General features: G+C 74.4%; 10 protein-coding genes. 6 read left to right on the top strand and 4 right to left on the bottom strand.

What is annotated here, in order from left to right:
- The first annotated feature begins 117 nt into the window (after window positions 1-117).
- The 6 genes from ACI79C_RS24890 (at window position 118) to ACI79C_RS24865 (ending at window position 5,642) form a co-directional block, all read left to right on the top strand.
- On the top strand, window positions 118-1,683 hold the full coding sequence (locus ACI79C_RS24890) for a sugar ABC transporter ATP-binding protein (RefSeq protein ID WP_456948386.1): 1,566 nt from the start codon (window positions 118-120) through the stop codon (window positions 1,681-1,683).
- A complete protein-coding gene (locus tag ACI79C_RS24885; RefSeq protein ID WP_456948385.1) occupies window positions 1,680-2,720 on the top strand; it encodes an ABC transporter permease in 1,041 nt (346 codons plus the stop codon). The genes ACI79C_RS24890 and ACI79C_RS24885 overlap by 4 nt, the downstream gene beginning before the upstream one ends.
- Entirely contained in the window at window positions 2,717-3,832 is a 1,116-nt protein-coding gene (locus ACI79C_RS24880; RefSeq protein ID WP_456948384.1) for an ABC transporter permease, read from the top strand. Before ACI79C_RS24885 ends, ACI79C_RS24880 begins: the two co-directional genes overlap by 4 nt.
- Window positions 3,829-4,101, top strand: coding sequence for a hypothetical protein (locus ACI79C_RS24875; protein ID WP_456948383.1), 273 nt, complete (start codon window positions 3,829-3,831; stop codon window positions 4,099-4,101). Before ACI79C_RS24880 ends, ACI79C_RS24875 begins: the two co-directional genes overlap by 4 nt.
- Before the next feature lie 127 nt (window positions 4,102-4,228).
- Window positions 4,229-4,549, top strand: coding sequence for an HAD family hydrolase (locus tag ACI79C_RS24870; RefSeq protein WP_456948382.1), 321 nt, complete (start codon window positions 4,229-4,231; stop codon window positions 4,547-4,549).
- 217 nt (window positions 4,550-4,766) lie between these two features.
- Entirely contained in the window at window positions 4,767-5,642 is an 876-nt protein-coding gene (locus ACI79C_RS24865) for a sugar phosphate isomerase/epimerase family protein (protein ID WP_456948381.1), read from the top strand.
- Window positions 5,643-5,720: 78 nt separating this feature from the next.
- Here ACI79C_RS24865 and ACI79C_RS24860 read toward each other — a convergent pair whose 3' ends face one another.
- The 4 genes from ACI79C_RS24860 to ACI79C_RS24845 form a co-directional block, all read right to left on the bottom strand.
- Window positions 5,721-6,947, bottom strand: coding sequence for an epoxide hydrolase family protein (locus ACI79C_RS24860; protein ID WP_456948380.1), 1,227 nt, complete (start codon window positions 6,945-6,947; stop codon window positions 5,721-5,723).
- 288 nt (window positions 6,948-7,235) lie between these two features.
- Window positions 7,236-7,697 (bottom strand): NAD(+)--rifampin ADP-ribosyltransferase, encoded by a 462-nt coding sequence (arr, locus tag ACI79C_RS24855; RefSeq protein ID WP_456948379.1) that lies wholly within the window; start codon window positions 7,695-7,697, stop codon window positions 7,236-7,238.
- 97 nt (window positions 7,698-7,794) lie between these two features.
- Window positions 7,795-9,456 carry a threonine dehydratase gene (locus ACI79C_RS24850; protein WP_456948378.1) on the bottom strand — a complete coding sequence of 554 codons (1,662 nt, stop codon included), beginning with the start codon at window positions 9,454-9,456 and terminating at the stop codon, window positions 7,795-7,797.
- Between the two features lie 109 nt (window positions 9,457-9,565).
- Window positions 9,566-11,053 (bottom strand): rhamnulokinase, encoded by a 1,488-nt coding sequence (locus ACI79C_RS24845; RefSeq protein WP_456948377.1) that lies wholly within the window; start codon window positions 11,051-11,053, stop codon window positions 9,566-9,568.
- Window positions 11,054-11,266: the final 213 nt, after the last annotated feature.

The following is an 11,266-nucleotide window of genomic DNA, read 5'->3' as shown; positions in this document are numbered from 1 at the left end:
CGCCGCCGGTAGAAAACAAAATCGAAAACGCAGAGTAAGTACAAGAAGGGCCCGACCCCCGGGGCGGGGCGCCCCCCCCCCCCCCCTCCCCGGCCTCCCGTCCGCAGCGAGGAGACGATGAACGAGACCCGAACGACCGGGCCGGCGCAGCCGGCGCCCTCCGAGCCGGCCGGGGCGGGAGCCGAGCGGCTGTCCGTCACCGGGGTGTCCAAGCGGTACGGGGCGGTGCGCGCGATCCGCCACGCGGACATGACCGTGCGGGCCGGCCGGGTGCACGCCCTCGTGGGTGAGAACGGCGCCGGGAAGTCCACCCTGATCAAGATCCTGTCCGGGGCGGCGACCGCCGACACTGGCCGGATCACCTTCGAGGGGGAGCCGGTGACGATCTCGAGCACCGCGGACGCCATCGCCCTGGGCATCGCGACCGTCTACCAGGAACCGCAGCTGTTCCCCGACCTGACCGTCGCCGAGAACGTCTTCACCGGCCGGGAGATCACCCGCCGGGGCCGGGTGGACTGGACGGCGCAGAACGCCCGCGTGGTGGAGCTGCTGGAGCTGATCGGCCTGCCCGCCCGCTACGCGACCGTCCCGGTCAGCGAGCTGTCCATCGCCGAGCAGCAGCAGGTCTCGATCGCCAAGGCGCTGGTCGGCAACGCGAAGGTGCTCATCCTCGACGAGCCCTCGGCGATCCTCACCGACGCCGAGATCGAGGTGCTCTTCGGCGTCGTCCGCCGGCTGGCCTCCACGGGGGTCGCGATCATCTACATCTCCCACCGCCTCGACGAGCTGTTCGTCATCGCCGACGAGGTCACCGTCATGCGCGACGGGCAGACCCTGGGCACCTGGCCGATCGAGGAGCTCTCGGTCCGGCGGGTCGTCGAGCTGATGGTCGGCGGCATCCTCGAGGACACCCCGCCCGCGCACACCGTCCCCGACGCCCCGCCGCGGCTGGTCCTGGAGGACCTGTCCTGCGAGGGCGAGTACGCGCACGTCGACGTCGCCGTCCGCCCGGGCGAGATCGTCACCCTCTACGGCCTGATCGGCTCGGGCGCCGCGGAGGTCGCCGAGGCCGTGTACGGCATGCGCCGGGCCACCGGCGGCCGGATGCTGCTCGACGGGCGACCGATCGCACCCTCCTCCCCCCGCGCGGCCAAGAAGCTGGGCATCGCGCTGCTGCCGGCCAACCGGAAGCTGCAGGGGCTGTTCAGCTTCCAGTCGATCGCCTTCAACATCTCCGCCGGCCACCTGCCGTTGCTGTCCAAGCTCGGCACCTGGATGGACCGGCGGCGCGAGCGCCAGGTCGCCCGGGACTTCATCGCCCGGCTGTCGGTGAAGACGCCGCACGAGCGGCAGCCGGTCTCGGCCATGTCCGGCGGCAACGCGCAGAAGGTCGTGCTCGCCCGCCAGCTGGTGGAGCGGCCCAGGGTGCTGGTGCTGGCCGAGCCCACGCAGGGCGTGGACGTCGGCGCCAAGGAGGAGATCCACCGGATCGTCCGGTCGCTGGCCGACGAGGGGACCGCCGTCCTCATCGTCACCTCCGACCTGCCCGAGGCCATCCGCATCTCCGACCGGCTGCAGGTCGTCCGGGCCGGGACCACGACGGTCGAGTTCGGCCCCGGGGCGAGCCAGGCCGACGTCCTGGCCGCCGCCGCGGGAGCGGTCGACCAGGAGGAGGCGGCATGAGCTCGTCCACCCTCACGCCCTCCGGCGGCGGCGCCCCGGCCGGGCAGCAGGCGCACGCCGCCACGGCCCGCGGGCGGGTCCTGCCGTTCCCGGTCACCGGCCAGGAGATCGTGCTGATCGTGGTCATCGCCGCTCTCTGGGTGGCCCTGGCCCTCGCCACCCCGGCCTTCCTGACCAGCGGCTCCATCGTGCCGCTGCTGGTGGCCATGGCGCCGGTCGCGCTCATCGGCATCGGGATGACCGTCATCATCATCACCGGCGGGATCGACGTCTCGGTGGCCGGCATCGTCATGGTCTGCGCCGTCGTGGTGGCCAAGGCGATGGTCGACTCCGGCGCGTCCCTGCCGGTGGCGGTCCTGCTGTCGGTGGTCCTCGGCGGCGTGCTCGGCCTGGTCAACGGCGTGCTCATCGCCTACGGGCGGGTGCACGCGATCATCATCACCTTCGGCACCGCGAACCTGTTCAAGTTCCTCGGGCTGCAGTTGTTCGGCGGCACCACGGTCGACAACATCCCCGGCACGCTGGCCTTCTTCGGCCGTGGCGAGGCCGGCCGCACCCTCGGCGTCCCGCACAGCTTCCTGATCATGCTGCTGATCGCCGCAGCGGCCTGGTACTACCTGCGGCACACGCCCGGCGGGCGGCACCTGTACGCGATCGGCGGGGACGCCGACGCCGCCCGGCTGGCCGGGGTGAAGGTGCAGCGGCGGGTGATGTCGGCCTACGTCCTCACCGGCCTGCTCACCGGGCTGGCCGCCTGCTTCGTCATCGCGCGCGGCACGTCCACGCTGGCCCCGAACGTGGGCGCCGGGATGGAGCTGGCCGCGATCGCCGCGGTGGTCATCGGCGGCACCTCGATCATGGGCGGCCGCGGCTCGGTCCTCGGCACCGTCCTCGGGGCGCTGCTGGTGCAGACGGTCACCTCCGGGGTGACCCAGCTGGGCTGGCGCTCGCAGCTGTCGGCCTTGTTCATCGGCATCTTCATCCTGATCGCCGTCGGGGCCGACCTGCTCCGGCAGCGGGCGAGGAGGACGACATGAGCACCGCGGTCTCCCCCCAGGCCCCGGCGCCCGCGCCGCGGTCCGACGACGAGGCCGGTCCCCGGCAGTCGCGGGCCCGGGCGCTGCCCGAGCTGGTCCTGCGGGCCCTGCTCACCCAGCGGATCGTGCTGCTGCTGGTGCTGCTGGTGGCCGTCGTCGTCACGTTCCTGACGCTGTCGGCGCGCAACTACCTGACCGCGCCCTACGACGCGTCCTACCTGTCGGCCACGCTGATCAGCGCCGTCCCGCTGGTCATGCTCGGCCTGGCCGAGCTGCTGGTCATCACCTCCGGGCGGGGCGGGATCGACCTGTCGGTGGGCGCCATCGTGTCGCTGACCAGCATGGTGTTCGGCTTCGCCTACGGGGAGTGGGGCTGGCCGCTGTGGGCCTCGATCGTCCTCGCCGCCGCGTTCGGCGGGCTGTGCGGCGCGGTCAACGGGTTTCTCATCGCCTACATCGGCTACCCGGCGCTGATCACCACCCTGGCGACCTACTACGCCTTCTCCTCGATCGCGATCGTCATCAACGACCAGCAGCCGATCAGCACCCAGCCGATCCAGGAGTTCTTCTCCGCCGCCCGGTCGGTCCCGATCGGCGGCGGCGAGGACCCGCTGCAGGTGCCGCTGGGCATCCTGACCTTCCTGCTGCCCACCACGGTGGTCGTCTGGCTGCTGCTCAACCGCAGCACGTACGGACGGCGGCTCTACGCCATCGGCACCAACGACGTGGCCGCGGAGTGGTCGGGCATCGACGTGCGGCGCACCCGGTTCACCGCCTACCTCACGGCCGGGGTCATCTCCGGGCTGGTCGCGGTCGTGACGGTGGCCCAGTTCGCCTCGGCGCGGCCCGACGCCGGGGTGGCGGGCAACGGCATGGCGCTGCCGGCCATCACGATCGCCGTCCTCGGCGGGGTGGCGATCACCGGCGGGATCGGGCGGGTGGCCGGCGTCGTCCTGGCCACGCTGCTGATCGTGTGGCTCAACGCCGGGATCCTGCTGGCCGTGCCGGGCAACGCCGGGTCGCAGTACCAGCTGTTCGCGCTCGGCATCGTGCTGGTCTTCGCGGCCCTGCTCAACGGCTACGCCAACCGCAGGTACGGGCGGACCGGGTGAGCGCCGTCTGGGACCCCGGCCCGGTGAGCGAGGAGGTCGCGCTCACCCGGTCGCTGCGCGAGCGGTCGCGGGACCTCGTCGCCCTCGCCGAGGGCAACACCTCCCAGCGGCTGCCCGACGGCCGCATGGTGGTCAAGGGCGCGCGGGTGCGGGTGGCCGCGTACTCGGTCGGCGGGGTGGTCCCCCTCGACGCGGCGAAGGTCGAGGAGTTCTCCGCCCGGGAGGCCGTCGTCGAGCGCCGCGCCCGCCTCGGCGGCTCGCCGGCATGACCCTGCCCCGGGGCTCCGCGGCGCCCTGCACGAGCGGACCCGCCGGCACCGGGTCCACCCGCGGGGCACCCTCCACCCCGACGTCCTGCCGCTGCTGCGGACCCTGCACGGACCGGTCCCCGTCGGCGTGCTGGCCGACCAGGAGGCCACCGTCGTCGACGTCTGGGGGGTGTCGGCGACCGTCGGCTCCGAGGAGCCCAGCCCCGAGCTGTTCGCCTGGTGGCCGGAGCGGGCCGGCTGCGCGCCGGAGGAGGGGGTGCACGTGGGCAACCGGCTCGACAACGACGTCCGGCCCGCCGCCGCGCTGGGCCTGGACACCGTGTGGGTGCTGCGCGGCGAGGCGCCCGACGAGCCGACGCCCGAGCAGCTGGCCGAGGCCGACCTCGCGGTCGCCGACGTCACCGGCCTCGCCGAGGTGCCGCTGCCGCTGACCGCCCCGCGACGGTGACCGTGGGACGACCTGGTCCTCGGCGTCGACCCGGCCACCGCCGCGCTGACCGAACCCGCCGGCGGAGAGCGCCGACCGGGTGGTGCGCACCGCCGGGGTGGTCGACCCCGACCCCGCCCAGGTCGGCCCGCTCGAGGAGGGCTACCTGCGGCTGGTCGACGAACTGCGCCGGCGCGGCCGGCTCGACGACTGATCATCGGAGGAGAGGAGAGGTCCCATGGCGATCACCCACGGCGTCCACGCGCTGGTCTGGACCGGGGGCTGGTCCCCCGACGAGGCGCGGCACGCGATCGCCTCCACGGCCGAGGCCGGCTACGACCTGATCGAGATCGCCCCCATCGACCCCACCGGGTTCGACGCCGACCTGACCGCGCGGCTGCTGCAGGAGCACGGCCTGCAGGTGAGCGCGTCGCTGGGGCTCAGCGCGGACACCGACGTGTCCAGCGAGGACCCCGACGTGGTCGCCCGGGGGCGCGAGCGCCTGGCAACGGCCCTGTCGGTGCTGCGCGACAGCGGCGGCTCGGTGCTGTGCGGCGTCCTGTACTCCAAGCTCGGCAAGTACGCCGGGCCGGCGACCGAGCGCGGCCGGGCCAACTCCCAGGAGGCGATCGCCTGGCTGGCCGACAAGGCCGCCGCCTCCGGCATCACGCTGGCGCTGGAGTTCTGCAACCGCTACGAGACCAACGTCATCAACACGACCCAGGAGACGCTGGACTTCATCGCGGCGGTGGACCGGCCCAACGTCATGGCGCACCTCGACACCTACCACATGAACATCGAGGAGCACTCGTTCCGCGAGGCGGTGCGGGCCGCCGCGGCGGCCGGCCGGCTGGGCTACGTGCACGTCGGGGAGTCCCACCGCGGCGCGCTGGGCACCGGCACCATCCCCTGGGCGGAGTTCTTCGGCGCGCTCACCGAGGTCGGCTACGAGGGCATAGTGACCTTCGAGTCGTTCTCCGCCGAGGTGGTGCACCGGACGCTCTCCAACGACCTGGCGATCTGGCGCAACCTGTGGACCGACAACGTCACCCTCGCCCGCGGGGCGCTGGCCTTCACCAAGGCCGGGCTCGCGGCCGCCGGGGGGCGCGCCTGACCCCGGCCCGCGACGCGGCCGGGCGCGGCCCTCCCCCGGCGGCGGCCGGTCCCCCACAGCCGCCGCCGGGGCTCGTGGTCAGCCGCGCGGCCCGGGGATCTGCGGCGCGCGCAACGGGCGGAACGCCGCCCGGACCTCGGTGGCGAACAGCTCGGGCTCCTCCCAGGCGGCGAAGTGGCCGCCCCGGTCGACCTCGTTGAAGTAGCTGAGGGTCGGGTAGGCCCTCTCGGCCCAGCTGCGCGGCGTCCGCCAGATCTCACCGGGGAACGTGGTGAACCCGACCGGGACCGTGACCTCCGGGGGGGCCTGGCCCGCCGCGGCGGCCTGGGCGGCGACCCCGTAGCTGTCCCAGTAGGACCGCGCCGCCGAGGCACCGGTACCGGTGAGCCAGTACAGCGTGATGTTGTCCAGGACGGAGTCCCGGGTGAGGTTGCCCGCGGGCCGCCCGTCGACGAAGGCCCGGGAGATCTTGTAGTAGGCGTCGGTGTCGTGGTCGAGCATCCACGCCGCCAGCGCGGCGGGTGAGTCGAGCAGGGCGTAGCCGATCGTCTGCGGCCGGGTGGCCATCTCGAGGAAGTAGCCGAAGCCGCTCGTGCGGAACCTCTCGATCGCGGCGGCCGCCGCGCGTTCCTGCTCGGTGTCGGTCGGCTGGGGGCCGCCCAGCACCGTCACGAGCAGGTTGGTGTGGATGCCGATCAGCCCCTCGGGCGCCTGACGGCCCATCGCGTCGGTGACGCCGGCGCCGACGTCACCGCCCTGGGCGACGTAGCGCGCGTAGCCGAGGCGGCGCATCAGCTCCGCCCACGCCCGCGCGACGCGGCCGACGTCCCAGCCGGTCTCGGTCGGCTCGGCGGAGAAGCCGTAGCCGGGCAGGGAGGGCAGCACCAGGTCGAAGGCGTCCTCGGCCGCTCCGCCGTGCGCGGGCGGGTCCGTGAGCGGGCCGACGCAGTCGAGCAGCTCGACGACCGAGCCCGGCCAGCCGTGTGTCATGACCAGCGGGAGCGCATCCGGGTGCGGGGACCGCACGTGGAGGAAGTGCACGTCCACCCCGTCGATGGACGTCGTGTACTGCGGCAGCGCGTTCAGCCGCGCCTCGATCCGGCGCATGTCGTAGTCGTCGGCCCAGTAGCGGCACAGCGCCTGCACCGCCGCCAGCTGCACGCCCTGCTCGCGATCGGCGACCAGCTCCCGGGAGGGCCAGCGCGTCGCGGCGAGGCGGCGGCGCAGGTCGGCGACCGCCTCCTCCGGGACCGCCGCGCGGAAGGGACGGATCGCACTGCCGGTCTGTTCTGCGACTGCGGTCATGGCGGGCCCTCGGAACTGGGGAGCGGGGGAAGTCGCACACCGGGCCAGACCAGCGACGCACCGGGGGCTGGGCTTCCAGGACCCGTCCACCCTGGCGCTGCGCCGTCGGGTGGCAGCAGGGACGAACGGCCCACCCCCGCATGTCCGCACCCCACGTCACGGACGCCTCTCAGGACGGCACACCGGGACGACGGGCGCTGCGGCCGGGTTCGCCCGCGTGGAACCAGGCCTGCACACACGACGTCGTCTGCCGCGGGAGGTCGTCTGCCGCGGGAGCGAGGACCCCGCCTAGTCCTCGATGACGTCGCGCCCCTGCTCCCGCAGCCGCGCCAGGCTGTCCAGCATGCCCTGCACCACCTCCGGGTCATGCCCCTCCCAGCCGTCCACCTCGCCCACGACGCGCAGCGGATGCCGGGTGCGGTAGGACCGGGTGGGGTTGCCGGGGAACCTCTTGTCGGTCACGTTCGGGTCGTCCTCGAAGGGACCCAGGGGCTCCACGACGTAGACGTGTCCCCGATCCCCATCCCCGGCCAGCGCCGTCGCCAGCTCCGCTCCCCAGGCAGCGGTGTCCACGAGCGCGGTGAAGTAGACGTGGTTGGACACCCGGCCCTCTTGGAAGGTGGAACCGTGGCCGGGAACGAGCTCATCGCCGGCCTCCAACGCGGACCTCGTCCCGTGGTAGAAGGGCCCCTGGACGTGCTCGCAGCGCTCGTAGGTGACGGGGACGTGGGTGCTGCTCTCCTCGCCCATCGCTGTCCTCTCCTCGGACGTCACGGTCGGCCGACCTCCTCCAGCGTCGGCTCTGCCACCCACCTGCGAACGGCCAGGACCGGGGGCATTCCCGGGGTCAGGCGAGGACGCGCAGCACCAGGTCGCGGTCGCAGTTGCCGCCGGTCATGACGACCGCCGCCACCGCGCCGTCGGGGCGGGCGGTGTCCGCCAGCAGCCCCGCGAGCGCGATCGCGCCGGCCGGCTCGGGCATCTGGTGCGTGGTCTGCCACAGGACCCGCATCGCCTGCTCGGTCGCCTGGTCGCTGACCTGCACGAACCGGGCCGCTCCGCGGACCATCACCGCGACGGCGTCCTCGTCGGGCACCCGGGTGGCGACGCCGTCGACGAAGGTGTCGGCCTCGGGCGTCGTGACCGGGTGCCCGGCCGCGAACGACAGGGCGTGTGCCGGGGCGCCCTCCGCTCCGACGGCGACCACCTCGGTGCGGCGGCCGAGCAGGTCCCGGACGGCGATGTTCGCGCACAGCCCGGAGCCCTGGCCGACCGGCACGTAGACCACGTCGAGGTCGGGCGCCTGCTCGTGCAGTTCGGCGGCGTAGGTCGCGACGCCGGCGACCAGGTCCCGGTGGAACGACGGCACCATCCGCAGTCCGCGCTCCTCCGCCAGCCGGACGGCGTGCTCGCGTGCCTCCTGGAAGTCGCGCCCGTGCACGACCAGCTCGGCGCCGAACCCCTCCATCGCGGCGTTCTTGTCCGGGCTGTTGCCCTCGGGCACGACGATCGTCACCGGGATGCCGTGCGCGCGTCCGGCGTAGGCCAGCGACTGGCCGTGGTTGCCCCGCGTGGCCGAGACCAGGCCGCGCACCGGGCGTCCCGCATCGGCCAGCCGCGCCGCGTGGACCAGGCCGCCGCGCACCTTGAAGGCACCGGTCGGGGCGGCGTTCTCGTGCTTGACCCAGGTCGGCGTCCCGGTGACCTCCTCCAGCAGCGGCCAGCGGTACGCCGGGGTCACCGGCACGTGCGGCCGCACGATGCGGACGGCGGCGTCGAGCTCGGCGCGTGTGATCACCGGACGAGCCCGGACAGCTGCGACCTGGTCCTGTCGGCGACAAGGGCGCACCTCCGTCCGTCGGATCGTCGCGAACCAGGCCGGCGCGCCGTCGTCGTGGTACCGCGTCAGGACCCGGTCCGGCTCGATGGCGACGACGTCCCAACCGGTCTCGGGGCCGAACGCCGCGCGCAGGTCGTCCTGACGGACGGGGTGCGGGCCGGTGTCGGGACCGGCGTCGCCGAAGCACAGCACGTAGAGGGTCCCGCTGGGCTCGGTCACCGACGCCAGGCTCGCCACGTACCCGGGTCGCTCACCGGCGTCGAAGGTGTGGAACAGCCCGGAGTCCAGCACCGTCCGGAACGTGCGCCCCAGACGCTCGAGCCGGAACGCGTCGGCCACGGCGAACTCGACCGCGGTCCCCCGCTCGTCCGCCTTGGCCCGCGCCATCGCCACGGCGGTCGACGCGACGTCGACGCCCAGGACCGGCAGCCCTCGCGAGGCGACGTGCAGCGCGTTGTCGCCGGTACCGCAGCCGACATCGAGGACCGGCCCGGTGAACCCGCCCCCGGCCGCCAGGCGCACCACCGCCGGCTGCGGCCGGCCGACGTCCCAGGGCGCGGGGCCGCCGAGGTACGACGCGTCCCACGGCAGTCCGGTTCTCCGCTCGTGGCTGGTCGGCCGGCGACCACCGAACGGGTCGTCCTCGACGATCCCTGACCGTTCCGACACCGTCGCCCTCCCTCGGTCCGGCCGACCATCGTGGCCCGCCGTCCGCAGGCTCGGCCACTCGTGGGCCACTCGTCCAGCAGACCGACGGAGCTCCGGCGGTCCTCCCGGCTCAGGGGTGCGGGAGCCGGGCCGCGGCGGCGTCCCAGGCGGCCGGCGACCCGGACGGTGCGTAGGTCTGCACCTCCTGCGTGGCCCGCAGCAGCGCGCGCAGCTCGGGCAGCCCGCCGTCGAGCACCCCGGCCGCGCGGGCCTGCACCAGGGCGTTGCCCAGCGCCGCGGCCTCGACCGGCCCGGCCACGACCGGCAGCCCGCACGCGTCGGCGGTGAGCTGGCAGAGGAGGGCGTTGCGCGCGCCCCCGCCCACCAGGTGCACGACCTCGACCTCGCGGCCGGAGAGCTCCGCGGCCCGCCGGATCGCCCGGCGGTAGGCCAGCGCGAGGCTGTCGAGGATGCACCGCGCGGTCTCGGCCTGGCTCTGCGGCGGCGTCTGCCTGGTCTCGGCGCAGACCGCGGCGATCCGAGCGGGCATGTCGCCGGGCGGCAGGAACCGCGGGTCGTCGGCGTCCACGACGGCCGTGAAGGCCGGCACCTGCGCGGCGGCGGCCAGGAGGTCGGGGAGGTCCGCAGGCAGCCCGGCGGCCGCCCAGGCCCGCTGCGACTCCTGCAGCAGCCACAGCCCCATCACGTTGTGCAGGTAGCGGACGGTGCCGTCCACGCCGAGTTCGTTGGTGAACCCGGCGGCCCGGCTCGCCTCGGTGAGCACCGGCTTCTCCAGCTCCACCCCGACCAGCGACCAGGTGCCGCAGGAGACGTAGGCGAACCGGTCGGACGACGCCGGGACGCCGACCACCGCCGACGCCGTGTCGTGCGACCCGACCGCGGTGACCGGCACCGGCCCGGCCAGCCCGGTCTCGGCCAGCACCTCCGCGGTCAGCTCCCCCAGCCGCTCCCCCGGCTGCCGCAACGGCGGCAACAGCCCGCGGTCGAGCCCCAGCCGGTCGACGACCTCCCAGGCCCACTCGCGGGTGGTCGCGTCGAGCAGCCCGGTGGTCGAGGCGTTGGTGACCTCCGCGCCGACCGCGCCGGTGAGCCAGTACGCCAGCAGGTCCGGGATCAGCAGCGCCGTCCGCGCCGCTGCCAGCTGCGCGGTGCCCCGGGCCGCCGCGAGCTGGAAGACGGTGTTGAACGGCAGGTGCTGCACCCCGGTCACGCGGTACAGCTCCTCGGGTGGGACGGCGGCGTGCACCGCCGCCACCGCGGTCGCGTGCCGGGCGTCCCGGTAGTGCACCGGGTTGCCCAGCAGCGCGCCGTCGGCGTCGAGCAGGCCGTGGTCGACCGCCCAGCTGTCGATGCCCACGCCGTCGAGGTGCCCGCGGTCGACCCGGCCGGCCCCGCGCCCCGCGGCCCGCAGCCCGTCGAGGATGCCGGCGTAGATGCCGAGCACGTCCCAGTGCAGGGTGCCGCCGAGGCGCACCGGCCGGTTGGGGAACCGGTGTGCCTCGGCCAGCTCCAGCCGGTCCGGGCCGACCCGCGCGGTCATCACCCGGCCGTTCGAGGCCCCCAGGTCGACGGCCGCGAGGGTCAGCTCGGTGCTCATCGCAGTGCCCGTCGCTCGACCCCGGGCTCGTTCCGCTCCTCGCTCGCCGGCGCTCGCTGCGATGCTCGCTCGCCCGTCGTCATCGCAGGAAGGCGGCGGCGACGCCGGAGTCGACGGGGATGTGCAGGCCGGTGGTGCGGGACAGGTCCCCGGCGGTGAGGGCGTAGACGGCGTCGGCGACGTGGTCGGGCAGGACCTCGCGCTTGAGCAGGG

Source organism: Geodermatophilus sp. SYSU D00697 (genome assembly GCF_054050175.1).
This window is presented reverse-complemented; position numbering and strand designations above follow the sequence as displayed.

What these genes read in the sequence shown, in the direction of transcription:
- ACI79C_RS24865 (WP_456948381.1), top strand. Translation starts at nt 4,767, where the DNA reads ATGGCGATCACCCACGGCGTCCACGCGCTGGTCTGGACCGGGGGCTGG.
- ACI79C_RS24890 (WP_456948386.1), top strand. Translation starts at nt 118, where the DNA reads ATGAACGAGACCCGAACGACCGGGCCGGCGCAGCCGGCGCCCTCCGAG.
- ACI79C_RS24845 (WP_456948377.1), bottom strand. Translation starts at nt 11,053, where the DNA reads ATGAGCACCGAGCTGACCCTCGCGGCCGTCGACCTGGGGGCCTCGAAC.
- arr (WP_456948379.1), bottom strand. Translation starts at nt 7,697, where the DNA reads ATGGGCGAGGAGAGCAGCACCCACGTCCCCGTCACCTACGAGCGCTGC.
- ACI79C_RS24860 (WP_456948380.1), bottom strand. Translation starts at nt 6,947, where the DNA reads ATGACCGCAGTCGCAGAACAGACCGGCAGTGCGATCCGTCCCTTCCGC.
- ACI79C_RS24880 (WP_456948384.1), top strand. Translation starts at nt 2,717, where the DNA reads ATGAGCACCGCGGTCTCCCCCCAGGCCCCGGCGCCCGCGCCGCGGTCC.
- ACI79C_RS24885 (WP_456948385.1), top strand. Translation starts at nt 1,680, where the DNA reads ATGAGCTCGTCCACCCTCACGCCCTCCGGCGGCGGCGCCCCGGCCGGG.